Annotated in this window: 26 protein-coding genes; 14 read left to right on the top strand and 12 right to left on the bottom strand. The window is 63.1% G+C overall.

Annotation, left to right across the window (positions count from 1 at the left end):
• Positions 1–92 precede the first annotated feature (92 nt).
• Together HAP41_RS18790 and oxlT (HAP41_RS18795) are read right to left on the bottom strand one after the other, a co-directional pair.
• On the bottom strand, positions 93–521 hold the full coding sequence (locus HAP41_RS18790; protein ID WP_063984529.1) for a CBS domain-containing protein: 429 nt from the start codon (positions 519–521) through the stop codon (positions 93–95).
• A 178-nt stretch (positions 522–699) separates the two neighbouring features.
• The gene (gene oxlT / locus HAP41_RS18795; protein ID WP_166098305.1) at positions 700–2,037 is read right to left on the bottom strand and encodes an oxalate/formate MFS antiporter; all 1,338 of its coding nucleotides are present in this window, start codon (positions 2,035–2,037) and stop codon (positions 700–702) included.
• Here oxlT (HAP41_RS18795) and HAP41_RS18800 point away from each other — a divergent pair.
• Positions 2,024–2,221 (top strand): hypothetical protein, encoded by a 198-nt coding sequence (locus tag HAP41_RS18800; RefSeq protein WP_176400457.1) that lies wholly within the window; start codon positions 2,024–2,026, stop codon positions 2,219–2,221. The two genes, oxlT (HAP41_RS18795) and HAP41_RS18800, sit on opposite strands and share 14 nt — an antisense overlap.
• Positions 2,222–2,300: 79 nt before the next feature.
• Here HAP41_RS18800 and oxlT (HAP41_RS18805) read toward each other — a convergent pair whose 3' ends face one another.
• On the bottom strand, positions 2,301–3,593 hold the full coding sequence (gene oxlT / locus HAP41_RS18805; RefSeq protein WP_071915554.1) for an oxalate/formate MFS antiporter: 1,293 nt from the start codon (positions 3,591–3,593) through the stop codon (positions 2,301–2,303).
• 245 nt (positions 3,594–3,838) lie between these two features.
• A complete protein-coding gene (locus HAP41_RS18810) occupies positions 3,839–3,976 on the bottom strand; it encodes a hypothetical protein (RefSeq protein ID WP_166098301.1) in 138 nt (45 codons plus the stop codon).
• A gap of 347 nt (positions 3,977–4,323) precedes the next feature.
• Between HAP41_RS18810 and HAP41_RS18815 the strand changes: the two genes are divergently transcribed.
• Positions 4,324–5,655 carry an Hsp70 family protein gene (locus HAP41_RS18815; RefSeq protein ID WP_166098296.1) on the top strand — a complete coding sequence of 444 codons (1,332 nt, stop codon included), beginning with the start codon at positions 4,324–4,326 and terminating at the stop codon, positions 5,653–5,655.
• Positions 5,656–5,824: 169 nt separating this feature from the next.
• On the opposite strand, the gene HAP41_RS18820 is transcribed toward HAP41_RS18815, so the two are convergent.
• On the bottom strand, positions 5,825–6,268 hold the full coding sequence (locus tag HAP41_RS18820) for an SRPBCC family protein (RefSeq protein WP_071915552.1): 444 nt from the start codon (positions 6,266–6,268) through the stop codon (positions 5,825–5,827).
• A gap of 182 nt (positions 6,269–6,450) precedes the next feature.
• The gene (locus HAP41_RS18825) at positions 6,451–6,888 is read right to left on the bottom strand and encodes a DUF2147 domain-containing protein (RefSeq protein WP_166098292.1); all 438 of its coding nucleotides are present in this window, start codon (positions 6,886–6,888) and stop codon (positions 6,451–6,453) included.
• A 138-nt stretch (positions 6,889–7,026) separates the two neighbouring features.
• On the opposite strand from HAP41_RS18825, the gene HAP41_RS18830 reads away from it, so the two are divergent.
• Both HAP41_RS18830 and HAP41_RS18835 read left to right on the top strand, forming a co-directional pair.
• A complete protein-coding gene (locus HAP41_RS18830; protein ID WP_166098288.1) occupies positions 7,027–7,593 on the top strand; it encodes a DUF2975 domain-containing protein in 567 nt (188 codons plus the stop codon).
• Between the two features lie 11 nt (positions 7,594–7,604).
• Positions 7,605–7,847 carry a helix-turn-helix domain-containing protein gene (locus tag HAP41_RS18835; protein WP_071917595.1) on the top strand — a complete coding sequence of 81 codons (243 nt, stop codon included), beginning with the start codon at positions 7,605–7,607 and terminating at the stop codon, positions 7,845–7,847.
• 152 nt (positions 7,848–7,999) lie between these two features.
• Here the strand turns inward: HAP41_RS18835 and HAP41_RS18840 are convergent, their stop codons facing one another.
• Positions 8,000–8,518: a hypothetical protein gene (locus HAP41_RS18840; protein WP_248577212.1), complete on the bottom strand. Its 519-nt coding sequence runs from the start codon at positions 8,516–8,518 to the stop codon at positions 8,000–8,002.
• 724 nt (positions 8,519–9,242) lie between these two features.
• On the opposite strand from HAP41_RS18840, the gene HAP41_RS18845 reads away from it, so the two are divergent.
• Entirely contained in the window at positions 9,243–9,452 is a 210-nt protein-coding gene (locus HAP41_RS18845; protein ID WP_028151479.1) for a cold-shock protein, read from the top strand.
• A 90-nt stretch (positions 9,453–9,542) separates the two neighbouring features.
• Complete coding sequence (locus tag HAP41_RS18850) at positions 9,543–9,791, top strand: transcriptional regulator (RefSeq protein ID WP_248577213.1); 249 nt, start codon at positions 9,543–9,545, stop codon at positions 9,789–9,791.
• Between the two features lie 73 nt (positions 9,792–9,864).
• Here HAP41_RS18850 and HAP41_RS18855 read toward each other — a convergent pair whose 3' ends face one another.
• The gene (locus tag HAP41_RS18855; RefSeq protein ID WP_166105276.1) at positions 9,865–11,301 is read right to left on the bottom strand and encodes an IS701 family transposase; all 1,437 of its coding nucleotides are present in this window, start codon (positions 11,299–11,301) and stop codon (positions 9,865–9,867) included.
• An 88-nt stretch (positions 11,302–11,389) separates the two neighbouring features.
• Here HAP41_RS18855 and HAP41_RS18860 point away from each other — a divergent pair, with 88 nt between their 5' ends.
• Complete coding sequence (locus HAP41_RS18860) at positions 11,390–11,596, top strand: hypothetical protein (RefSeq protein ID WP_166105925.1); 207 nt, start codon at positions 11,390–11,392, stop codon at positions 11,594–11,596.
• A gap of 206 nt (positions 11,597–11,802) precedes the next feature.
• Here HAP41_RS18860 and HAP41_RS18865 read toward each other — a convergent pair whose 3' ends face one another.
• Positions 11,803–11,985 (bottom strand): hypothetical protein, encoded by a 183-nt coding sequence (locus HAP41_RS18865; protein ID WP_063984522.1) that lies wholly within the window; start codon positions 11,983–11,985, stop codon positions 11,803–11,805.
• 305 nt (positions 11,986–12,290) lie between these two features.
• Here HAP41_RS18865 and bioB point away from each other — a divergent pair, with 305 nt between their 5' ends.
• Complete coding sequence (bioB, locus tag HAP41_RS18870; RefSeq protein WP_166105922.1) at positions 12,291–13,277, top strand: biotin synthase BioB; 987 nt, start codon at positions 12,291–12,293, stop codon at positions 13,275–13,277.
• Between the two features lie 314 nt (positions 13,278–13,591).
• On the opposite strand, the gene frc is transcribed toward bioB, so the two are convergent.
• From frc to HAP41_RS18885, 3 genes are all read right to left on the bottom strand, one after another.
• Positions 13,592–14,869 (bottom strand): formyl-CoA transferase, encoded by a 1,278-nt coding sequence (frc, locus tag HAP41_RS18875; RefSeq protein WP_063984521.1) that lies wholly within the window; start codon positions 14,867–14,869, stop codon positions 13,592–13,594.
• 66 nt (positions 14,870–14,935) lie between these two features.
• Positions 14,936–16,669, bottom strand: coding sequence for an oxalyl-CoA decarboxylase (gene oxc, locus HAP41_RS18880; protein ID WP_166098283.1), 1,734 nt, complete (start codon positions 16,667–16,669; stop codon positions 14,936–14,938).
• A 74-nt stretch (positions 16,670–16,743) separates the two neighbouring features.
• Positions 16,744–17,439: a GntR family transcriptional regulator gene (locus HAP41_RS18885; protein WP_166105920.1), complete on the bottom strand. Its 696-nt coding sequence runs from the start codon at positions 17,437–17,439 to the stop codon at positions 16,744–16,746.
• 346 nt (positions 17,440–17,785) lie between these two features.
• Here HAP41_RS18885 and HAP41_RS18890 point away from each other — a divergent pair, with 346 nt between their 5' ends.
• The 6 genes from HAP41_RS18890 to HAP41_RS18915 all read left to right on the top strand — a co-directional run bounded on the left by HAP41_RS18890 (position 17,786) and on the right by HAP41_RS18915 (position 24,888).
• Positions 17,786–19,915 (top strand): acetate--CoA ligase family protein, encoded by a 2,130-nt coding sequence (locus HAP41_RS18890; RefSeq protein WP_071915547.1) that lies wholly within the window; start codon positions 17,786–17,788, stop codon positions 19,913–19,915.
• 216 nt (positions 19,916–20,131) lie between these two features.
• Positions 20,132–20,974, top strand: coding sequence for an IclR family transcriptional regulator (locus HAP41_RS18895; RefSeq protein WP_166098276.1), 843 nt, complete (start codon positions 20,132–20,134; stop codon positions 20,972–20,974).
• Between the two features lie 112 nt (positions 20,975–21,086).
• On the top strand, positions 21,087–22,055 hold the full coding sequence (locus HAP41_RS18900; protein ID WP_166098270.1) for a Bug family tripartite tricarboxylate transporter substrate binding protein: 969 nt from the start codon (positions 21,087–21,089) through the stop codon (positions 22,053–22,055).
• Entirely contained in the window at positions 22,052–22,534 is a 483-nt protein-coding gene (locus HAP41_RS18905; protein ID WP_166098267.1) for a tripartite tricarboxylate transporter TctB family protein, read from the top strand. The genes HAP41_RS18900 and HAP41_RS18905 overlap by 4 nt, the downstream gene beginning before the upstream one ends.
• Complete coding sequence (locus tag HAP41_RS18910; RefSeq protein WP_028150271.1) at positions 22,534–24,033, top strand: tripartite tricarboxylate transporter permease; 1,500 nt, start codon at positions 22,534–22,536, stop codon at positions 24,031–24,033. Before HAP41_RS18905 ends, HAP41_RS18910 begins: the two co-directional genes overlap by 1 nt.
• A 54-nt stretch (positions 24,034–24,087) precedes the next feature.
• Positions 24,088–24,888 (top strand): NYN domain-containing protein, encoded by an 801-nt coding sequence (locus HAP41_RS18915; RefSeq protein WP_166098262.1) that lies wholly within the window; start codon positions 24,088–24,090, stop codon positions 24,886–24,888.
• The last annotated feature ends 75 nt before the right edge of the window (positions 24,889–24,963 follow it).

Below are 24,963 nucleotides of genomic sequence, written 5' to 3' on the forward strand. Positions count from 1 at the left end.
CTCGCGGGTGTCCGGAATTTTGGGACGAAAGATCCGGTCCGGCTCGGAGAGGTCCGAGCCGGGGCCGGTAGTCGCAGGGGAAGTGTGACGCTTTAAGCTGCTGCTTGCGGCGAGCCGTTGATCGCTTCGTCAACGGCAGCAGCAATGTCGCGCATGCTGATGACGGAGACGAGGCTGTAATCGTCGATGACCGGCAGGTGACGGATGTGATTGCGGTTCATCAGATGCCGGACGTGCTCGATCGTGTCCGAGGAGCTGCAGGACACCAGCTGCTGCACCGACACGAGCTGCGAGACCTTGACGTTGATGGCGTTGGCACCATGCTCGGCGACGGCGCGCACCACGTCGCGCTCGGTGAACATGCCGACCGCGGTGTTGCCTTCGGAGCGGACCACGTCCTTGACCACCAGCGCGCTGATATTGTTGGCGCGCATCAGCTTGGCGGCGATACCCACCGTTTCGTTCATTCGCACCGTGACAACGCGCGGTGTCTTCTTGCGCAGAATGTCTCCGACCAGCATTGCAACCTCCCTAGGTGAATGACAGGGGAAATGTGGTATACATAATGCCAACCGTCAAGCATTCGATTTGGCTGATCCGAAAATTCTTGCGGCAGCAATACTGACGTTTGTCATCGTGCCAAAAAGAAAAGGGGCGCATCGCTGCGCCCCTTTCGACCGATTGAAAGGCGTGTGGTCGCTACGCTGTCTCGGTCTTGGCGTTGCCGGTCTTGGCGGTGTCGGTCGCGGCGTTGGCGCTCTCGGCTTCCTTGCCGAGGATGAAGGAGCGGCGCAGCGGCTTGATCACGAACAGCGCCGTGAGCGCCGCCGTCGCGTTCAGCGCCACGGCGACCACGAACACGGCCTTCCAGCCGTACGTTGCCGAGATCACGCTGGCGAGCGGGACGAGCAGGGATGCCGTGCCTTTCGCGGTGTAGAGCATGCCGTTGTTGGTGGTTGCGTATTTCGAACCGAAGGTGTCGCCGCAGGTCGCAGGGAACAGCGAGTAGATCTCGCCGAACACGCCGAAGTAAACCGCGGTCGCGAGCACGAACACGATCGGTATGTTTCCATAGGCCGACAGCGTCAGCAGCATTACCGCCGCGGTGCCGAACGCGATGAACATGGTGTGCTCGCGGCCGATCGTGTCGGAGACCCAGCCGAAGAAGGGACGTCCGAAACCGTCGAAGATGCGGTCGAGCGAGATCGCGAACGTCAATGCCGCCATCTGGAAGCCCGCGAGCGTCACCGGCGTGTCGGCGATCTTGAAGTCGTGCGCGATCGGGCCGATCTGCGCCGCGGTCATCAGGCCGCCGGAGGCGACCATGACGAAAACGAGATACATCACCCAGAAAATAGGGGTGCGCAGCACCTGCGGCGGGGTGAAGTCGATCTTGGTCTGCGGCAGATTGAGCTGCTTCTTCTTCGGCGGGATCGAGATCCGCGGCGGCTGGATGAAGAAGGCGAGCACGAACACGATCAGGCCCTGGCCGATGCCGAAGGTGAGGAACGCGTGCTGGTAGCCGCTCGTTACGATCATGGTCGCGATCGGCACAATGGTGAGCGCGGCGCCCGCGCCGAAGCCGGCAGCGGTCGCACCGGCGGCGAGACCGCGGCGATCGGGGAACCATTTCAGCGCGTTGCCGACGCAGGTGCCGTACACCGCGCCGGCGCCCATGCCGCCGACGACCGCGGCGGCGTAGAGCAGGGTGAGCGAGTCAGCGTAGGAGTTGAGCACCCAGGACAGAGCGATCATGACGCCGCCGAACATGATGACGATGCGCGGACCGTATTTGTCGACGAACCAGGCCTCGATCGGCACCAGCCAGGTCTCGGTGACGACGAAGATGGTGAAAGCGAGCTGGATCGCCGCGCGGCCCCAATGATACTTGGCGTCAATCGGATCGACGAACAACGTCCAGCCGTATTGCAGATTGGCGATCATCGCCATGCAGACGATGCCCATGGCGAGCTGGAACCAACGGAAACCGGTGCGAAGAGGCGCAGCTGTGACGGCGCCGTCCGTGCTGGAAATCATCAATAACCTCCCAACGCGCCTGATTGAATGCGACCTGGGATTGCAAGATGACCCAGTGTCGCAAATATTGTGGCTTATCGTCGCAAGCGCGGCGGGGACATTGGTATACCATATTCCAGAAGGCAAGCCGAATCTTGTGACGCAGCGCAAGAAAAGCGCGCGGTTCCCTTCAGGTCAGCGGTAGCCAATGCGGGTTCTGCAAAAACGAAAACGCCCGGCCGTGAGGCCGGGCGTCGTACTTGAAGCAGTTGTGGTGAAGCGCGTCAGGCGGCGGCGGTCGATTTCGCGACCACGACCTTGCGCCAGGGCTTGAGCACCATGATCGCCAGCAGCGAAGCCAGGATGTTGGCGCCGGCCGCGATGATGAACACGCTGTCCCAGGTGCCCGACGATTGCTGCATGTAGTTGGCGATCGGGACAAGCAGCGCGGCGGTGCCCTTTGCGGTGTAGAGCAGGCCCGCATTGGTGGTCGCGAACTTGGCGCCGAACGTGTCGGTGCAGGTCGAGGGGAACAGCGAGTAGATCTCACCCCAGGCGAAGAACACGAAGCCCGACAGCAACACGAACCAGAGCGGGTCGTGTCCCCAGAGGTAGAGCATCCAGATGCCGAACCCTTCCATGCCGAAGGCGATGAACATCGTGTTCTCGCGGCCGATCATGTCGGAGATCCAGCCGAAGAACGGACGCGTCAGGCCGTTGAGCACGCGGTCAATCGTGGCTGCGAACGTCACCGCGGTCATCGTCACCGCCATCAACGTCACCGGAACGCTGTCGACCTTCCAGTCGACTGCGATCGGCTTCAGGTTCGCCGTCACCATCAGGCCGCCGGCGCCGACGATCACGAACATGAAGTACATCAGCCAGAAGATCGGCTGGCGCAGCACTTCGGTTGGCTGATAGTTGCGGCGGGTCTGTTGCAACGCAGCGTTCTGCACAACGGGAGGCACCTGTCCGGCCTTCGGCGCGTAGAGGAAGAAGGCGAGGATGCAGATGATGATGCCCTGGCCGAGCCCGAAATACAGGAAGGTGGTCTGGAATCCGCTGTCCTTGATCATGGCCTGAATCGGCGCAACCGTGAGCGCGGAGCCCGCGCCGAAACCGGCCGCCGTGATGCCGGCAGCAAGACCGCGCTTGTCGGGAAACCATTTCAGCGCATTGCCGACGCAGGTGCCGTAGACGCCGCCGGCGCCGATGCCCGCGATGATCATGCCGAGATAGAAGCCGTTGAGCGTGGTGGCTTGCGCGTTGATCGCCCAACCGATGGCGCAGAGCACGCCGCCGACGAGCACGACTATGCGCGGGCCGTATTTGTCGACGAACCATCCTTCGACCGGCACCAGCCATGTCTCGAACAGCACGAAGAGCGTAAAGGCCCATTGGATCGAGGCGCGATCCCAGCCGAACTTTTTCTGGATGTCGGGGACGAAGAACGTCCAGCCGTATTGATAATTGGCGATCATCACCATCGCCGCTACACCGACCGCCAATTGCGTCCAGCGATACGTGTCGCTAACCCGCGCGGCGGTTGGAACCGTTGCCTGCACCATGTCCGTCATAAAGCCTCCCGTGGCGCCTCTAATTTTTCTGCGAGCGCTGGAGGGGCATTCTTGTATTCATTATGCCAAGGTTCAAGCGCTGGTCCGATCACCGTGCGCAAATGCCGCAGGACCTTCATCGGTTGCGGCTGTGACTCGGGACAACGCAAATAGAAATGGCCCCGTCCTGCGGGGCCATTCATCAAAAGTAGTATGTGGACGGTTCTGAAACCGGCGCGTCGCGCTTGCCGCGCGGGAGGCGCTGCTTACAGGCCGAAGCGGGGCAGGTCGCCGTTGTGATTCGAAATCTCGGCGCTCGCCATCAGGAAGCGATCGACCGCGGCCAGGAAGCGGGTGAACAGCGAGGCGGAGGGGGCGAGCGCGACGGAAGCGGTCTTGGACATCTGAATTCCCTTTCTCGAGACGGTCAGTGATGCTGTCTCATTTCGAAGGGCAATCTACGTATACCAGATGCCAGTGTCCATGCATGCCATTGCATAGCAGCATGCATGCTCCCGCATTGCAGCATAATGATCCGTTAAAGGGACCGAACCGAGCTCAAAATTGCCAGCCGGGCTGCTGGAGCTGCGAGATCGGCCCCAAAAGGCCCCCATTGCGGAGGCAAAAGAGCGCGGACAGAGCGGCGCGCGGGTTCCAAATCCAACCGCACCGCAACATTCAAGGTCTTGGCAGGCCCAGCCAAAGCCGTTAGTGGTCTGCCCCCTTTTCCAATCAACTGTCAGAGTGGTTCATGTCGAGCGCCTCGCCCGCCGTCTCGATCGGCATCGATTTTGGGACCAGCAACACGGTCGTCGCGATCGCGGCGGACGATCGCCGGGTCGAGGCCATCCGCTTCGATCACGGCGGCCAGCGCCACAGCGTCTACGTCTCGGCGCTGTGCTTCTGGGAGGATCGGCCGGGCGCCGGCGCCCAGGCCGAAGGCGGTCCATGGGCCATCGAGACGTTCCTCGAAGGCCGCCACGTCTACCGCTTCCTGCAGTCGTTCAAGACGTTTGCGGCGAGCTCCAGCTTCAACACCACGCAAGTGTTTCGGCAGCGCTTCAAGTTCGAGGACATTCTGGCGGCGTTCCTGCGCACGCTGGCGCGCCATGGCGGCGAAAAGTTCGGCTTCGAGACGTCCAACATCACGGTCGGCCGCCCGGTGCGGTTCGCCGGCGGCAATCCCGACGAAGCGCTGGCGATGCAGCGCTATCGGGCCGCGTTCGAACGCCTCGGCGCCGGCCACGCGCGCTATGTCTACGAGCCCGTGGGCGCGGCGTTCTCCTTCGCCCGACGGCTGGAGCGTGATGCCACCGTGCTGGTTGCGGATTTCGGCGGCGGCACCAGCGATTTCTCGGTGATGCGCTTTTCGCGCGCGGGAGGAGCCTTGCGCGCCGAGCCGCTTGGACACGCCGGCATCGGCATTGCCGGCGACACCTTCGATTACCGCATCGTCGACCACGTCGTCTCGCCGCGGCTGGGAAAAGGCTCCAGCTTCCGCTCGTTCGACAAGGTGCTGCCGGTCCCCACCGGCCACTACACCAACCTCGCGCGCTGGCATCAGCTCGCGATGATGAAGAGCAATGGCGATCTGCGCGAGCTTCGGGAGCTTGCGCGCAGCGCGCTGAAGCCGAAGCTCCTTGAAGATTTCATCACCATCGTCGATCTCGACCTCGGCTTTTCGCTCTACCGCGCGGTATCCGACGCCAAGGTCGCGCTGTCGGCGCGGGACGAGGTGGACTTCCGCTTCAAGGGGGGCGGCGTCGACATCGGTGCGACCATCACACGGAAGAATTTTGAATCCTGGATTGCCGACGACATCGCCCGGCTGGGTGCCACCGTCGACAAGGTGCTAAGCGAAGCGGGCATCACCGCGCGCGAGGTGGAGAAGGTGTTCTTGACCGGCGGGACTTCCTTCGTTCCGGCCGTCAGAAAGCTGTTCGCCGAGCGGTTCGGTAACGAACGGCTGATGTCGGGCGACCAGTTCGAGTCGATCGCCTACGGCCTTGCGCTGATCGGACACAGCCTCGACCCCGATCGATGGACCGCAAGCGGTGGGATTACGCCGAAGGCGGGCGCGTAGCCCAGCAACAGCCGCCATTGCTTGGCTGCTCGCAATGACGACGGAGAGCTGTCATCAGTGCCGTAGGGTGGGCAATGGCGCGGAGCGCCGTGCCCACCATCTTTCCGAGGTTGAGAGAGCATCGGTGGGCACGCTGCGCTTTGCCCACCCTACGATACTGATTTCGCCGCTACTGATTGATCTCCGGCTCCACGAGCCTTGCGAGGCTTCGCAGCGATTCCTGCCAGCCGAGATAGCAGGCCTCCGGCGGGATGACGTCAGGGATGCCGGCCTGGGTGATGTCGACCTCGGTGCCGACCGAGACCTTCTTCAGCGTCACGGTCACCTGGATTTCGCCGGGTAGATTGGGGTCGTCGAACTTGTCGGTGTAGCGGAGACGTTCGCCGGGGACGAGCTCGAGATATTCGCCGCCGAAGGCGTGGCTGTTGCCCGTCGTGAAATTCCGGAACGACATCTTGAACGTGCCCCCGACCTTGGGCTCGAGGTGATGGACGGTGCAGGTAAAGCCGTTCGGCGGAAGCCATTTCGCCAGCGCATCCGCCTCGAGGAAGGCGCGATAGACTTTCTCCGGACTGGTCGAGAGAACGCGGTGCAGACGTACAGTGCTGGGCATGTTCTTTCATCCTCTTGCATCGATGGGCCCGACCTTGGCGTCTACGGCCCATTCATGTCTCAAGGACGACCGGGATGCCGCCGATCCGACATGGCGTTGCAGATAAACGGGGGCCGCCGAAACCGGCGGCCTTTGATGTTGCCTTTGAAGTTGTTGGAAGTTGTTTTGGATCGGGTTGCCGCTCACCGCGTCCAGTCTTCACCCGCGCACAACGTTCCCATGCAGCCCCGGTCGTTGAGACTGCCGGATGGCAGCAAGGTGACGGTGCTCGCATAGGTCTTTCCGTCGTCGGCGTTGTAGATCCTGCCCGACCATTGATTGGCGCCGGCCGCCTGCATATCGATGAACAGGGAGATGCCGACGATCTTCCGGGCGCGCAATGCAGGATCGGCGTTATGGTCGTCGAGCTGCGCCTTGCCCGTCTTCTTATCGATCGGCTCCTTCAGCCAGACGACCCGACCGCATAGCGCATTGCCGCAACGGCTCACCTTGATCCTCGCGTCGCCCGACTGTGTCAGCCAGACGCCGGCGGGACCGCTGGCCGTTGCGGCTTCGGCGTTTCCAAGCGGGGAGATGGACAACAGCGCTGCGAGCAGGTGCCGGACGAGGGTGGAACGCATGGGGGCTCCATATTGGATCAATTGTCATGAAATATTTCATGATAAACGATCAATATATCGCGCTTAAGGTTGAGTCAATCGCGCGGAACATGCATATTGGGGGTGGGTGGTTGCCTGGAAATTGCGGAGTGCTTGTAGATGGGTGTGGTGGAGATATCGGTACGTGAGGCCCGGCAGAGCTGGTTCCGGCGTCTCGATCTTGCGTTCTGGGCGATCTGGGCGGCACTGCCGGTGGTGGTGTGGCTCGCCTATCTCCGGAGCACGACCGCCTCCGCCTCGATCGCGGCGAGCCTTGGGCCCGGCCAGGTGAAATGCGCAGGCCTTGTCGCCAATCCGCTCGAGATGTCGCGCCCGGGACAGCTGTTGTTCTGGACGCTATTTGCGCTTCAGCTCTCGTTCTTCGCCGTGTTGATCGGCATCCTGCACCGTATGGTGCACCGATTCGCACGCGGCCGGATCTTCGCGTCCGAGACGCTTCAGGGCGTGTGGTGGATGGGGATCATTCTGGTGATCTGGCCGTTCATCGACCTGATCACCAGCAACGCGGTGGCTTATGCCTTGCACGAGATCGGCGACGTCAAGTTCTTCCTGCCGTCCTACAACGTCGACATCGGCACGATCGCGGGCGGGATGTTCCTGATGGCGCTGAAATTCGTCATCGAGCACGCCATCCTGCTGCAGTCCGAAAACGAGCTGACGATCTGAGGTGAATGCTTGTGCCGATCGTCGTGAACCTCGATGTCATGCTTGCGAAGCGGAAGCGCCGCCTCGGGGACCTCGCCGACGCAATCGGCATTTCCATCCAGAACCTGTCGGTCCTGAAAACGGGCAAGGCGAGGGCGATGCGCTTCTCGACCCTGGCCGCGATCTGCCGCGAGCTCGATTGTCAGCCCGGAGACATCCTCGAATATGTCGCAGGCGAGGAGGGCAGCGATGAGGATGCAGGCGAGGGGAGCTGAGCTCACACCTGGCGAGCCTTGTCCGCCTTCGTGCTGCACGCGAGAACCTGAAACACATCCCCCATGTGCAACGGTTGGCCGTTTGCGCGCTCAATTGAATCGAGCTCGCCTGGTGCGAGATCTACCTCGCGGCCGGCCGGACGACCGATCCGTCAGATCGTTGCCATATCCTGCGGCGTCATCGTGAAGGCGAGCCGGTAGCGGCCGATCGTCGGATTGTCCTGCGCGCCCAGAGTGCCAAGCGCCGCCGGCGAAAGTCGGTCGGCGGCCACCTGCTCGATCGCCTCGGCATCGTAACCCGACAGCAGCATGATCCAGTCGGCGGCGCCGTCCTTGCCGCGGATCTGCTGCTCGGTGGTGGGCGAGCTGGTGCGGGGCGTGTCGGTCAGGAGGAGGTGCGCGCCCGTCAGTCCCGGCATGTGCGCCAACGTGCCGAGCGTCTCCGAGAGATGTGCTTGCAACTCCGCCTCGCGCCCGGCCTCCGGCGAAAGCCGGATGGTGGCGAGCGAGGTCGCGACGCCGCCGCCAAAGCTGGCGGCGACGCGGCACTGGCTGCGGACCATGCCGAGATGGTGCGGCATCATCTTGGTCGACCACGGCGTCGGCGCGTTGAGCCGGTCGAGATATCCCTTCGACGTGAGCACCTCGTACCGCTCCAGCTCGTACAGCACGAAGAAGCCGTCGGTGTCCGTCGTGCTGGTCCAGCGCGATCCGCGCGGAAGCCGGGAATGCTCATCCGCTCGGGAAAATGTTCGTGGGAATGCCAGTCGCCGAACTCCGCGCGCTGCTCGTGGCGGACGCTCCACCACATCGCGACGGCGGCCTTGCCAAGCAGTGACATGCTGACCTCCCTGTTTTCCAGCACTTTGCCTTGACGCCAACGGAGGAAGCAAGTCGTTCACGCTTCCAATCCGACCCCGTACTGTCAGGTGTGATCTGCTATCCCTTCGCGGCGGAGCCGGCACGTGTGGAGCTTGGCAGTCTTTCGGTGCACACAGTCGATTGGCTGGAGGGAGAGTGGTGCGGGTCTTCCGCGAGCAACTTGCCGGTGGCGTACGGTGTGCGCTCGATAGCGCGGCATCGCATCGACGCTCTCGGGCCAGCACAGTTAGCCGACACCAAATCGCGGCTGCGAACGCGCAACTCACCTTGCCTCAGGCGCCTTTCGGGCCTGAATTCGTAAAGTCCGAATTGTTCCGCCGGAGCCCATGAGGCATTAAATCCCGCCAAGCCTTGCAACTGGCGCCGACGAGGTATACGTTGGTGCTGTTCGTTCAGCCGCTGTGCCTTGTTGAATGCGCCCGCGGGCTCCTTTTCCAGAGACATCGACGAATTGAATCTGGTTCTGCGTGAGTGTCACGCGGAATGTGCGCGTATGCGCTTTGGAGAAGAATAATGACGACAGGTACCGTGAAGTGGTTCAACGGCCAAAAGGGCTTTGGATTCATTCAGCCCGACGACGGCGGCAACGATGTGTTCGTTCACATCAGCGCAGTCGAGCGGGCTGGTCTCTCAGGTCTCGCCGAGGGCCAGAAGGTCAACTTCGAGGCCAAGACCGACAAGATGCGAGGCAAGGTCAGCGCAGAGAATCTATCGCTGGCCTAAGATCCTGCGCCGTTTCACGGATGTACTGAAACGGCCACGCTGCCCGCTCGATCCCAGGGATTGAGCGGGTTTTGTCCGTTGCGGGAGTGGGTGAAGCATGAGCGGCAGAAGTCGGCTGAACCGTCACCCCAAAGTATTGCGCGTACCAACCGTCAGCGTTTGGCTGCCGAGGAGGGAACGCGGGCAATGGCGGACGTCGAGAGACAGGCCGTCGATGTTCGCAAGAACATGGCGCGGCTTCGCGAACTGCGCGAAGCCAAGGAAGCGGCTGACGCAACTCTTCAAGCATCGCTGCCGGCACCAACCCTGACGAAGCGCAAGAGAAAGCTGACGCGATAGTCGAATTCAACTGCGTCGACGAAAATCTGGAGAGGGCCGGTCACATGCCAAAGAGTGCGGATCGTGCCTAGTCTTACTGCGTCACAAACGGTGGTCTGTGAAATGGGCGAACTTGATTGCACAACAAGGACATCTCGACAACGTTCGGACCAGCCCTTGTTCGAGTCGCCGTCGCATCGTCGTGATCGAATTTGGAATGTGACGTTGGGTCCGTAGCGGCAGAACCGCGGGGTCTGTAATCCGCGGAAACGCGAGCGAGCGGGATCGGCCGGGCGCGCCGAGCGCCTGAGGGGGGAAACGCCTCCCGCTCGGAGATCAGGAATCCGAAGGCTGCAATGCACATCGTTGCGTGATGATGAAAGCCGCGCCAGCCGCGTCCCTCGAAGTGGCCAAGCCCGACCTCCTGCTTGAGTTCCTGATAGTCGCGTTCGATGCGCCAGCGCAATTTAGCCGTCTCTACGAGAGTCCGGAATGCCACATCCTCCGGCAATGTCGAGAGCCAGTATTTGGTAGGCTGGTCCTCGCCTTTCGGCCATTCGATCAGCAACCATTCCTCCAACCGCTGGGTGGTTTGCCAATAATCACGGTGCGCGGCACGGACCCGCACGCGGGCAAAGCGCGAGCTCAGCTTTTCGTTCGTTCCTTGCCGCCACGTGATGGTGCGCCAAGCTTTGGCCGGCAGGCCGATCGCGAGCGCTTTAACGGCGGCCGGCCGACGCTGACGGTTGCGGCGCATCAGTTTCGGGGGACGGCCGCGGCCCGACCATGGCTTCGGCGGCAAGGGACCGGTGCCGGGCGCCCATACCGTTGTGCTCGACAGAAGACCCGCCACATAGGTCAATCCCAGCGCCGTGATCTCCGTGCGCAGATCGCTGTTGTTGCCATAGCCCGCGTCCATCAGCACGACACCACGCGGAAGGCCGGTCGCACAGGCCCACCGCAACTGCTCCAGCGCGATCTCCGGCTTGGTCCGGAAGCCGACTTCGGCAGGAATGCCCACCTTGCGCCGCCGATCGCAATCCTCAGTCCATTCCTTCGGAAGATAAAGGCGGTAGGCAACAGGCAGGCTGGCGTGGTGATTGGCAATCGATAATGACACCGCCACCTGGCAATTATCCTGCTTGCCGAGCTGCCCGCAATATTGCCGTGCAACTCCAACCGAATGTCGCCCCTGCTTGGGAAATCCGGTGTCATCGATGATCCAAGCTTCGATCGGGCCCTGGCGTTCGATCGCCGGCAGGACCATCTCTCGTACCTTGCCCAGCACCTTCTCATCCGACCAGGCGCCGCTGCCGACGAAATGCAGCAGCGATTGATGTTGGGCGGCCGTCCGTTCCGGAGCCGTCATCGCCGCCATTGGCTCCACGCTCTTACGACCGCCACAGGCCATGAGGCCGACGCAATAGTCGCGCAGCGGTGCCTTCCGATCAGCATGACCGATGACGCTGGCAAGCCCTTCCAAATACGTCGCAAATCGCATCTCACTGGTCTTGGTGCCACGCCCGCTCATGTAGCCTCCTCGGCTGATGGTCCATGCTTCAACCATCGCTGATTCCGGCCGGATAAAGCCTGCGGTTTTGTGACTCAGTCGTACTAGGATCAAGTCGGACAGCGGTGGTACAATCACCTTCTTTCTCGCGCTTGGCGCAGGCCGGCAGATGTGCCGCCTTGCGACCACGTTTCAGACGCAGAAGCAGGCCTTCAGCTATCTTCAGAAATACCGGACGGAATTCGAGCGCATCGCGCGGAGCCGATTGGCCTCCGGGGAGCTCGAAGACGGGATCGTCGTGCTTTCGATGCTCTAAAGCATGATCCGGACCCGAAGGGCCGCGTTAGCGCAAAGTGCGAAGCGGTTTTCCGAAAAGATCATGCTCAAACAATAACCTAAAGCGCGTTGACGATTCATTCCGATCTCATCGCGCTTTCGGTCAGGCGTCGATTTCGACGCGACGCGCTCAGCGCCAGCCTCCATCGCGCGGATGCAACATCGTGACCCGGCAGGGAACGCGTCCTATTCAGAGCGGTCCTTCGGCTCGGCCTCGCGGGCCAGTCGCTCCGCTTTCAGCCGCTCGCGATTCTCGTTGAAGGAGTGCTGGTCCTTCGCATAGTCATTGATCGGCTTCTGCGTTTTGACAGGCTTGAACGCCTTGTTGGCTTCACGCTTGGCCCGATCCGAGGATTGATCTCTCAACATTTCGACCTCGTTTTGATCAACAAGCTGTGACAGGACAGGTGCTGGCCGACGCCTCCCACCCGCAAACGCTGTGCGTAGGCTTGCTACCTTTCGGGGCGAGAAGAAGGCCAATTCTGCAGCGTTGCGCAGATGCTTTTGCGATGTGTTTCAGTCACTCGCCTTGGCGGCTGCGTTGCTCGTACGTCGGGATAGCACGCCGGCTTAGACAACAATGGCACGCCGCCGCTTTTGTTCCAAGGACCCTGCGGACTGGCGCCAGGTTTGCGATAGTGCGATTGCCCCGCCGCAATGTCAGGAGATGTGTAATGCTCGGTGTGAACGACGGGGAGACAATCCCCGCGAAGGAAAGGCCGCAAAGGCCTCAAAGATGGACCGGTGAAGATGCATGGGCGGCTTACCAGCTTCCCTTCAACGATCTGCTCTTCCGTTCACAATCCGTACATCGGGAGCATTTTGACCCAAATCGCGTGCAGTTGAGCCGGCTGCTGAACATCAAGACAGGTGGTTGTCCGGAAGACTGCGGTTACTGCAGCCAGTCGTCGCATCATGCGACCGCTCTTGCAGCCTCCAAGTTGATGGAGGTCGGGAAGATCGTTGCCGAGGCACGCAAGGCAAAAGACAGCGGCGCGACGCGTTATTGCATGGGGGCGGCCTGGCGCAATCCGAAGCCGCGCGACATGGATGCCATTGTCGAGGTCGTCGGAGCCGTGAAGGAGCTCGGGCTCGAGACCTGCATGACGCTCGGCATGCTCGACCGGGATCAGGCCGACCGGCTGAGTGCTGCCGGGCTTGATTACTACAATCACAATATCGATACCTCGGAGCGCTTCTATCCGAGTGTTACCTCCACCCGCACATTCGCCGATCGTCTCGATACGCTGGAGCATGTCCGCGATGCCGGCATGAAAGTGTGCTGCGGCGGAATTCTCGGCATGGGTGAGAGCGAACAGGACCGCGTCGACATGCTGGTCACGCTCGCCAACCTTCCGGAAGCGCCGGAGAGCGTGCCGATCAACATGCTGATCCCGATTCCGGGAACGCCGATGGCGAAGGCGACGCCGATAGGTCCGGTCGAGTTCGTGCGCATTGTCGCGCTGGCGCGTATCATGATGCCGGCCTCTTTCGTGCGACTCTCGGCGGGGCGGTCGGCGATGAGCGACGAGATGCAGGCGCTGTGCTTCTTTGCCGGCGCAAACTCGATCTTTGTCGGCGACACGCTGCTGACGGCGGGCAATCCGCAGGACGAAGCCGATCGAAAGTTGTTCCGCCGGCTCGGACTGGAAGCGCTCTGACCTTTTTGCAAGCCGCTGAGCCTCTTTCCCGATCATGCCCTGGCCGTTAGGTCGTTTGTCCGACGAACAACCCCTCGGCCGCTCTTCGCCGGGCAGGATATTGGCTTTGTCGGATCATGGCATAATGCCTCTGTTTTGCCCGACGTGTCAAAAGGCATTTCGTGAAATACGAAATCATTTATGACCAACAGGTTAGCTACTGTGCATGGGGTTGTTTTTCCATTTTTTAGTCACAGCCGCGACCGCACGGTCTTCTGAAGCAAAAAGGGCCGCCCCTTCGGGCGGCCCTTTCGTCTCGTTCAACGTGGTGCGGCTTACTCAGCGGCCTGCTTCTGCGGCGGCTCGAGCGCGCCGGACTTGTGGATGTCGGCGACCTGGTGATCGCTGAAGCCGAGCACGCTGCGCAGGATCTCGTCGGTGTGCTCGCCGAGCAGCGGGGAGCGCTCCACCTCGCTCGGGCTATCCGACAGCTTGATCGGATTGCCGACCGAGATGTACTTGCCACGGGTCGGGTGATCGACCTCGACCACGGTGCCGGTCGCGCGCAGCGACTGGTCCTCGGCGATCTCCTTCATCGACAGGATCGGGCCGCAGGGGATGTCGTCCTTGTTGAGGATCTCCATCGCCTCGAACTTGGTCTTGGTCATCGTCCACTGTTCGATGCGGGCGAAGATCTCGTTGAGGCGCGGCAGGCGGACGGCCGGCTTGGCGTAGTTCGGATCGGTCTTCCAGGTGGGCTCGCCGATCACGTCGCAGATCTTCTCCCAGACCGGGGCCTGGGTGATGAAGTAGATGTAGGCGTTGGGATCGGTCTCCCAGCCCTTGCACTTCAGGATGCGGCCGGGCTGGCCGCCGCCGGAATCGTTGCCGGCGCGCGGCACGGCGTCGCCGAACGGAATGCCTTCGCCGAACTGGCTGTATTCCTTGAGCGGACCATGCGCGAGGCGCTGCTGGTCGCGCAGCTTGACGCGGGCGAGGTTGAGCACGCCGTCCTGCATCGCGGCGGTGACCTTCTGGCCCTTGCCCGAATGTGTGCGCTGATAGAGCGCGGTGACGATGCCGAGCGCCAGGTGCAGGCCGGTGCCGCTGTCGCCGATCTGCGCGCCGGTGACGAGCGGCAGGCCGTCGCGGAAGCCGGTGGTCGAGGCGGCGCCGCCGGTGCACTGCGCGACGTTCTCATAGACCTTGCAGTCTTCGTAGGGGCCAGGGCCAAAGCCCTTGATCGAGGCGACGATCATCTTCGGGTTGATCGCCTGGATCTTCTCCCAGGGGAAGCCCATGCGGTCGAGCACGCCGGGGCCGAAGTTCTCGACCAGCACGTCGCACTTCTTGATCAGCTCGGTGAGGACTTCCTTGCCCTTGGGGTTCTTGGTGTCGAGCGTGATCGAGCGCTTGTTGTGGTTGAGCATGGTGAAATACAGGCTGTCCACGTTCGGGATGTCCTGCAGCTGGCCGCGGGTAATGTCGCCCACGCCCGGACGTTCCACCTTGATCACGTCGGCGCCGAACCATGCCAGCAGCTGCGTGCAGGTCGGTCCGGACTGGACGTGGGTGAAGTCAAGAATGCGAACGCCCTTGAGCGCTTTGGTCATCGTGTTGCTCCGTATATTCTGTCTGCCCCCGCAAACCGCAGGGAATTAAGGGTTGAAGGGGAGGACTTACTTTTTCTTCTGCAGAACGCTCTGCGGATTGAGGTTGCCGATGCGGCCGCTCTCCGAGCCCGCCGCCGGATCGATCACCGCGTTGATGAGCGTCGGCTTGCCCGAGGCCATCGCCTCGTTGACGGCGCGCTTGAGTTCGTCGGGCGAGGTGGCATTCACGCCGACGCCGCCGAAGGCTTCCATCATCTTGTCGTAGCGCGCGCCCTTGACGAACACCGTGGTCGCCGGATCGGCGCTGACGCTGTTGACGTCGGTGCCGCGATAGATGCCGTCATTGTTGAAGATGACGATGCAGATCGGAAGGTTGTAGCGGCAGATGGTCTCGACCTCCATGCCGGAGAAGCCGAAGGCCGAGTCGCCTTCCACCGCCAGCACGGGGTGACCGGTCTCGAGCGCAGCTGCGATCGCCTGGCCCATGCCGATGCCCATCACGCCCCAGGTGCCGACGTCGAGGCGCTTGCGCGGCCTGTACATGTCGATGACGCCGCGGGCGAGGTCGAGCGTGTTGGCGCCCTCGTTGACGAGGATCGCCTCGGGATGGTCCTTGATCACGTTCTTCAGCACGCCGAGCGCGCCGTGATAGTCCATCGGCGACTTGTTGTTCATGAGCTTCGGCGCCATCTTGGCGACGTTCTCGTCACGCTTGGACACGATGGCCTTGGTCCATTCGGCCGGCGGCGCGGTCCAGCCCGTGCTGATCGCCTGATTGAAGGCCGATACGACCGAGCCGATGTCGCCGACCACGGGCGCGACGATCTCGACGTTGGAGTCCATCTCGCGCGGCTCGATGTCAACCTGGATGAACTTCTTCGGGGTCTCGCCCCAGCTCTTGCCCTTGCCGTGCGAGAGCAGCCAGTTCAGCCGGGCGCCGATCAGCAGCACGACGTCGGATTCTTTCAGCGCCGTGGAGCGCGCGGCGCCAGCGCATTGCGGATGCGTGTCGGGGAGGAGGCCCTTGGCCATGCTCATCGGCAGGAACGGCACGCCGCTCTTCTCGACGAACGACTTGATCTCTTCATCGGCCTGCGCGTAGGCCGCGCCCTTGCCGAGGATGATGAGCGGACGCTTCGCCGCCTTGAGCACGTCGAGCGCGCGCTTGATCGAAGCGGGCGAGGGGATCTGCGCGGGCGCGGCGTCGATCACCTTGACCAGCGACTTCTGGCCGGCATCGGCGTTCATCACCTGGCCGAACAGCTTTGCCGGCAGGTCAAGATAGACGCCGCCCGGACGGCCCGAGACCGCAGCGCGGATGGCGCGGGCGAGACCGATGCCGATGTCCTGGGCGTGCAGCACGCGATAGGCCGCCTTGCACAGCGGCTTGGCGATCGCGAGCTGGTCCATCTCTTCGTAGTCGCCCTGCTGGAGGTCGACGATCTCGCGCTCGGAGGAGCCCGAGATCAGGATCATCGGGTAGCAGTTGGTGGTGGCGTGCGCGAGCGCGGTGAGACCGTTGAGGAAGCCGGGCGCCGATACCGTGAGGCAGATGCCCGGCTTCTTGGTGAGGTAACCGGCGATGCCTGCGGCGTAACCGGCGTTCTGCTCGTGGCGGAAGGAGATCATACGAATGCCTTCGGCCTGCGCCATGCGGCCCAAATCCGTGATCGGGATGCCCGGCACATTATAGATGGTGTTGATGCCGTTCAGCTTGAGCGCGTCGATGACGAGATGAAAGCCATCCGTCAATTCCTGCTCGGTGCCCGGTGCTTCGGACTTGGTCGCGGTATTCAGCATGGGCCTTGTCTCCCTGGTCTCATATGCCGTTTTAGGCTTTGTGGGCGAATGGCTCGCCCTTCTGGTGAACGTTGCTAGGTGAACAGTTCTTGACCGTGCGCTTCGACGTAAGCGGCAAGGCCAAGGGTGTGGTCGCGGGCGCGCTTCTCGGCGAGCTCGGTGTCGCGCGCTTCCAGTGCTTCGATCATGCTGAGATGCTCGGGCAGCGAAGTGGCGGTGCGATCCTTGCGTCCGATGGTGAGCTGGCGGTAGCCGCGCACGTGCAGCAGCAGGTCGTTGGTGAGATCGACCAGCACCGGCGATTCCGACAGCGAGATCAGCGCCTGATGAAAGGCGATGTTGGCGCGCGAATATTCCTCGACGTGATCCTCGGGCAGGCGGTCCTTGCCGAAGTCCTTGAAGTAGTCGCGCAGCGCCGTGATGTCTTTCTTGCGTGCGGTGGTGGTGATCAGGCGGGCCGCCATGCTCTCCAGCGCCGCCCAGGCGCGGATCATGTCGACGATCTCGCTCTTGGTTCTGCGCACCACCATGATGCCGCGGCGCGGAACGGTCTTCACGAAGCCGTCCTGCTCGAGCATCGCGATGGCTTCGCGGATCGGGGTGCGGCTGACACCCAGGCGTTCGGACAGCGCGCGCTCGTCGAGCATCACCGGCTCGGGCGTCGAGTAGATGTCCATCTTGAGGATGGCTTCCTTCAAGGCGTCATACGCCTTGTTCTTGAAGCTGCTCTCCGGGGCAATACGAACGATTGCGATATCTGCCTCGGTCATGTTCGGCAACGCCTTGGTTGGTTTCCGCAGTGACACGACGAATCTCCTCCAGTGGGAGTCGTCTTTTACAGGATTATTAACGGGAAAGTTTTTGGCATACCACATGCCAGAATGTCAAGCTGGCTATTTTTGCGGCGTTCCAAGTCATGCAGCAGCTTGACAAGTTGGCTTCTGGCATACCAAATGCCATCGCTAGCCATTTTTGATCCAAAGCGGCGGAGTAATGTGGGCTTTATGCCACTCCGTTCCGCGACATGGAACAGAGCGCGGCGAATGGCAAGCATCACGGGCAGCCGCTACACGCGCGCGCTTTGAAAGAACGAACTGAGGTCAAGGGAGAAGCCATATGTCCAATTCCAAAGATGCCGTCCGCAAAGTGCTCGACCAGGTCAAGGCGGACAACCGCACCAGCCTGACCGCGCCGGAAGGCAAGCTGGTCTGCGACGCCTACGGCATTCCGGTGCCGAAGGAGGGCGTGGCCAGGTCGGCGGGTGAGGCCGGCAAAATGGCCTCCTCGATGGGCTTCCCGGTGGTGATGAAGATCGTCTCGCCGGACATTCTCCACAAGACCGAAGCTGGCGGCGTCATCGTCGGCCTCAAGACGGCCGAGGATGCCGAGAAGGCCTACGAGACCATTCTCTCCAACGCCAAGAAGTACAAGTCCGATGCCAAGATCGAGGGCGTCCAGGTGCAGCAGATGCTGGCCGGCGGCACCGAAGTCATCGTCGGCTCGATCACCGACGGCTCGTTCGGCAAGCTGGTCGCCTTCGGCCTCGGCGGCGTGCTGGTCGAAGTCTTGAAGGACATCACCTTCCGCCTCGCACCCGCGACTAAGGAAGACGCGCTCTCGATGCTCGACGGCATCCAGGCGCATGAGATTTTGAAGGGCGTTCGCGGCGGCGAGCCGGTGAACCGTACGGCGCTCGCCGACGTCATCGTCAAGGTTTCGCAGCTCGTCACCGATTTCCCCGAGATCGTCGAGCTCGATCTCAACCCGGTGTTCGCGACGGCCAAGGACGCGATCGCCGCCGACGTGCGTATCGTCGTCGACTTCGCCTATGTGCCCAAGCCGAAGCCGCGCCCGACCGAAGAGATCGTCGCGGCCATGAGCCGCATCATGCAGCCGAAGGCGGTCGCCGTGGTCGGCGCCTCCGCCGAGGACGGCAAGATCGGCAACTCCGTGATGAAGAACCTCATCAACGGCGGCTACAAGGGCGACATCTATCCGATCCATCCCAAGGCCGCCGAGATCCTCGGCTACAAGGCCTACAAGAGCGTGAAGGACGTGCCGGGCGTGATCGACACGGCCGTGTTCGCGATCCCCGCGAAGTTCGTGGCGGCGGCGCTCACCGAATGCGGCGAGAAGAAAATCCCGGGTGCGGTGCTGATTCCGTCGGGCTTCGCTGAAGCCGGCGCGCCGGAGCTTCAGGCCGAGATCGTCGAGGTCGGCAAGAAGTACGACATCCGCCTGATGGGGCCGAACATCTACGGCTTCTACTACACGCCGGCCAATCTCTGCGCGACCTTCTGTACGGCCTATGACGTCAAGGGCCACGCCGCGCTGTCGTCGCAGTCGGGCGGCATCGGCATGGCCATCATCGGCTTCTCGCGCTCGGCCAAGATGGGCGTCTCGGCGATCGTCGGCCTCGGCAACAAGTCCGATATCGACGAGGACGATCTGCTCGCCTTCTTCGAGCAGGACCCGAACACCAACCTGATCGCGCAGCACTGCGAAGACCTCAAGGACGGCCGCGCCTTCGCGGAAGCCGCCAAGCGTGTCTCCAAGAAGAAGCCGGTCATCGTGCTCAAGGCCGGCCGCACCTCGGCCGGCGCAAAGGCGGCCTCGTCGCATACCGGCGCGCTCGCCGGTAACGACAAGATCTACGAGGACGTTCTGGCGCAGTCCGGCGTGATCCGGGCCCGCTCGCTGCGGCAGCTGCTCGAATTCGCCCGTGGCGTGCCGGTGCTGCCGACGCCGAAGGGCGAGAACGTGCTGATCATCACCGGTGCGGGCGGCTCGGGCGTGCTGCTGTCGGACTCCTGCGTCGACAACGGCCTGTCGCTGATGTCGATGCCGCCGGATCTGGATGCGGCCTTCCGCAAGTTCATCCCGCCGTTCGGTGCGGCCGGAAATCCTGTGGATATCACCGGCGGCGAGCCGCCGATCACCTACGTCAACACGGTGAAGCTCGGCCTGTCGGACGAGCGGATCCATTCGCTGATCCTCGGCTACTGGCACACCATCGTCACACCCCCGATGGTGTTCGCCCGCAACATGGTCGAGGTGAAGAAGGAGATGGAGGCCAAGGGCTTCGTGAAGCCGATCGTCGCCTCGCTCGCCGGCGACGTCGAGGTCGAGGAAGCCGCCGAATATCTCTATCAGAACGGCATCCCGGCCTACGCCTATTCCACTGAGCTGCCGGTCGAGGTGCTCGGCGCCAAGTACAAGTGGGCGCGCGGGGCAGGGCTGCTCTGAGACGACGAAGACGCTTCGGTATGATCCGGAGCGGGTGGTTATTCACCTCTCCCCGCGCGCGGGGAGAGGTCGAATTGCGAAGCAATTCGGGTGAGGGGGACTCTCCACGAGTCTAACTGTCACCGTCCTTGCGGAGACTCCCCCTCACCCTGGCCCTCTCCCCGCAAGCGGGGAGAGGGAAATAAGAATAGGGCGAGGGAGAACGGTCAGGTCGCGATGAGCAAGAACGTGATCCGGCGCAAATCGCTCGAGCCTCGATCGCCATCGGAGGCCGACCACGACGCGCGCGATGGCGGCGTGCAGTCCGTCGACCGCGCGCTGTCGATCCTCGAAACGCTGGCCGAAGACGACGAAGGCTATCGCCTCAGCGACCTCGCCGTGCGCACCGGCCTGTCGGCCTCGACCGTGCACCGCCTGCTGGCGACGCTGGAGAGCCGCCGCTTCGTGCAGTTCGACCGCGCCCAGTCCAAATGGCATGTCGGCGTGCGCAGCTTCACGGTCGGCGCGAGCTTTGCCCGGCGGCGTAATTTCTCCACGCAGGCGATTCCTTACTTGCGCAAGCTGCGCGATCTCACCCGCGAGACCGCCAACCTCGCCGTCGTCGACGACGAGTTCATCATCGTGCTGACCCGCATGGAGAGCCGCGAGATCATGCGCTCGCTGACCCAGGTCGGCGGTCGCGTCGCCATGGTGACGTCAGGCGTCGGCAAGGCAGTGCTCGCGACTTATTCGGACGAGGACGTCGGCGCGGTCATCCGCCATCACGGCATGCCCCGCCTGACCGAGAAGTCGATCGTGCGGCCGGGCGATCTGTTCAAGGAGCTCGAGAAGATCCGCAAGCAGGGTTTTGCGCTCGACGATGAAGAAGCCTGTATGGGCCTGCGCTGTATTGCCGCAGTGGTCTACAACGACTGCGCCGAGCCGCTCGCGGCGATTTCCGTCTCGGGCATGACCAGCCGCCTGACCGACGACAGATTGACGGAAATCGGCCAAATCGTGCGCGAAGTCGCCGGCGAGCTGACCGTCGCTCTCGGCGGGGTGATGCCGAAGTCTGGCTAACAGGAACCGGGCCTGTCGCTGGACAGCATCGGCCGTTTTGGCTGATATGCGACCAAACGACACAATGCGGCAACCGATCAACGACGTCCGCACGAGCCCGGAGAATACCCTCATGTTGCAATTTCCCGCGCGCCTTGTCGGCGCAGCCGTCGCGTTGACCCTTGCGGCAGCCACGCCGGCCTTCGCCCAGCCGCTGGAGCTCAAGCTGATGGCGCCGGCGGCTCCGGGCGGTGGCTGGGACCAAACCGCGCGCTCGATGCAGCAGGCGCTGGTCGCTTCGGGTGTCGCGCGCAGCGTGCAGGTCGTCAACGTCCCCGGCGCCGGCGGCAGCGTCGGCATCGCGCAGTTCGTCAACGGCGCCAAGGGCGACGGCAACCAGTTGATGGTCAACGGCTTCGTCATGGTGGGCGCGCTCGCCATGAACAAATCGCCTGTCACGCTCGAGCAGGTGACGCCGATCGCGCGCCTCACCGAGGAAATCCAGGTGATCGTTGTGCCGGCGAATTCGCCTATCAAGACCGCGCAGGATCTCGCCGCCGCGGTGAAAGCCGACATCGCCAAGGTGACCTTCGCCGGCGGCTCGGCCGGCGGCGTCGACCATGTCATGGCCGCGTTATTCGCGGGCGCAGTCGGCGCCGATGCGAAGAAGATCAACTACATCCCGTTCTCCGGCGGTGGCGAATCGCTGGCGGCAATCCTCGGCGGCAAGGTCACCGCGGGCATTTCGGGGCTGAGCGAATATGAAGGGCAGATCAAATCCGGCAAGCTGCGCGCGATCGGCGTGACCTCGGAGAAGCGCATCGCCGGCAGCGACATCCCGACCTTTAGGGAGCAAGGCATCGACCTCGTGATCGCCAACTGGCGTTCGGTGGTCGCGCCTCCCGGCATCACGCCGGAGCAGCGCAAGACGCTGAGCAATGCGGTCGAGAAGATGGTGAAGTCGGACGCCTGGAAGGAGATCCTCAAGCAGAAGGGCTGGGAGGATGCCTATCTCGGCGGCGACGCCTTCGTCGACTTCCTGAAGAAGGAAACCGTGCGCGTCACCGACGTGCTGAAATCGGTCGGCCTGGTCAAGTCATGACCTCAGGCGATCCCGCCCAGCCACGGCGCGTCGATCGCGCCGGCATCGTCATCGCTGTATTGCTCGCAGGTCTCGCCGCGGTGCTGGTCTGGGACGCGCGCGGGCTGCAATCCACTGCGATGTACGGGATGGGACCGGAGGCGATGCCGGTCGTGGTCGCCACCGGCCTTGGGCTGCTCGCGATCGGTAATTTCATCGACGCGCTGCGCGGCAATCTGCCGGTGCGCGAGAGCGCCGATCCCGTGCCTGTGGTTCTGATCCTGATTGGCCTTGCACTCCTCATTGCCATCATCGGCTTCGGCGGCGGCTTCATCCTGGCGACGTCGGCGCTGTTCGTGACGACGTCGGCAGCTTTCGGGCGCCGTGCCATCCTCGTCGACAGCATCATCGCCCTCGTGATGTCCACCCTCATTTATCTCGCGTTCGACCGGCTGTTGACGCTGAGCCTTCCGACCGGTCCGCTGGAGCGACTGCTGTGATGGACACCTTTGCCGCGCTGGCCCACGGCATGGCGGTCGCCGTCCAGCCGATGAACCTCCTCTATGCGCTGATCGGCGTGTTCCTCGGCACGGCCGTGGGCGTGCTGCCCGGCATCGGCCCGGCCCTGACGGTCGCGCTGCTGCTGCCGGTGACCTACAAGCTCGATCCCGGCGGCTCGCTGATCATGTTCGCCGGCATCTACTACGGCGGCATGTATGGCGGATCGACCACCGCGATCCTGATCAACACGCCCGGCGAGAGTGCCTCGATGGCGACCGCGCTCGAAGGCAACAAGATGGCCAAGGCCGGCCGCGGCGGGCCGGCGCTTGCGACATCCGCCATCGGTTCCTTCGTCGCCGGCACCATCGCCACCATTGGTCTCGCGTTCCTCGCGCCGTGGCTGGTCGATTTCGCGGTGCGCTTCGGCCCCGAGGACTATTTCGCGCTGATGTGCGTCGCCTTCGTCACGGTGTCGGCGACCTTCGGCGATTCTCCGATCCGCGGTCTGACCAGCTTGTTCATCGGCCTGACGCTCGGCCTCGTCGGCATCGACAAGCTGACGGGGCAGGCGCGGCTTGCCTTCGGCGTCCCTGAATTGCTCGACGGCGTCGAGGTGACCACGCTTGCGGTCGGTCTGTTCGCGGTGGGCGAGGCGCTCTACGTCGCATCGCGGCGGCACCACACCGAGGAGAAGCTCGAGCCGGTGCGCGGCTCGCTGTGGATGACGAAAGAAGACTGGAAGCGCTCGTGGAAGCCGTGGCTGCGCGGCACCATGTTCGGCTTTCCGATCGGCGCGCTGCCCGCAGGCGGCGCGGAGATTCCGACCTTCCTGTCGTATTCCACTGAGAAGCGGCTCACAAAACATCCGGAAGAATTCGGCAAGGGCGCGATCGAAGGCGTCGCGGGACCGGAGGCCGCCAACAACGCCTCCGCCGCCGGCACGCTGGTGCCGCTGCTGACGCTGGGATTGCCGACCTCGGCAACGGCCGCGATGATGCTGGCGGGGTTCCAGCAGTACGGCCTCAACCCGGGGCCGCTGCTGTTTGCCGAGCGGCCTGACCTCGTGTGGGGCCTGATCGCCAGTCTCTTCATCGCCAATTGCATGTTGCTGGTGCTCAATCTGCCGCTGGTCGGCCTGTGGGTGCGGCTGCTCGCGATCCCGCAGCCCTGGCTCTATGCCGGCATTCTCGTGTTCGCGACCATGGGCACCATCGCCGCAAAGCCCTCGGTGGTCGAATTGTCGATGCTGGCCGGCTTCGGCGTGCTCGGTTTCCTGATGCGCCGGTTCGACTTTCCAATCGCGCCCGTCGTCGTCGGCCTGATCCTCGGTCCGATCGCCGAGAGCCAGCTGCGCCGCGCGCTCGCGATCAGCCTCGGCGATCCCATGACGCTGCTCCAGAGCCCGATCTCGGCGACGCTGCTCGGCATTGCGCTGGTTGCGCTGCTGGCCCCGTTCGTGCTGAAGGGGATGGGGCGCTTCAAGGCGAACGAGGACTAGCCGTCCCGGCGCGCGCGTCCTCTAATGCTGCGTCCAGCTCGTTGAGGAAACGCCATGCCGTCGGAACTTCGCTCGCCCCGTCTCGCCGTCCTGATCGATGCCGACAATGCCTCCGCGAAGATCGCGGATGGGCTGTTCGAGGAGATTGCCAAGATCGGCGAGGCCAGCGTCCGCCGCATCTACGGCGACTTCTCCAATGCGCGATCGAGGGGCTGGGCCGACATCCTGTCCAAACACGCCATCATCCCGCAGCAGCAGTTCGCCTATACGACTGGAAAGAATGCCTCCGACATAACCCTGGTCATCGACGCCATGGACCTGCTTCACAGCGGCCGGTTCGACGGCTTCTGCCTGGTCTCGTCCGACAGCGACTTTACCCGTCTGGCCGCCCGCATCCGTGAGCAGGGCGTCGACGTGTTCGGGTTCGGCGAGCAGAAGACGCCGGAAAGCTTCAGGCAGGCCTGCCGAAGGTTCGTCTACACCGAGAACCTGCTCTCAGTCCCGGCGACCACCCAGGATTCCGCCTCAAGATCGACGTCGCTTCAGCCGCCCGATGCCGCCACGCCCATCATCAAGAAGGTCATCACCCAGATGGAGAGTGAGGACGGCTGGGTCGCGCTCGGCGAAGTCGGCCGGCAGCTCGCCAATCTGGCCTCGGATTTCGATCCGAGAACGTTCGGTTTCCGCAAGCTGAGTGACCTCGTGCGGAAGACGAATTCGTTCGAGATCGATGAGCCAAAGGGCCGGTCGATGCGAATTCGGGTCAAGCCCGCTGCCGCAGCACCGCCGAGAAGGCGGAACCCGCGCAGGCCCGCAAGGGCGGGGGCGACGGGCAGTTCGGCGCCTAAGGCGTAAGCAGGGCCTGCCGTTATATTTGCGCTTGCCCGCTATAGCGCAGGGCGTAACCATCGCTGGGCCGTAACGCCACGC

It is taken from the genome of Bradyrhizobium barranii subsp. apii (assembly GCF_011516635.5).
Taxonomy (GTDB): domain Bacteria; phylum Pseudomonadota; class Alphaproteobacteria; order Rhizobiales; family Xanthobacteraceae; genus Bradyrhizobium; species Bradyrhizobium barranii.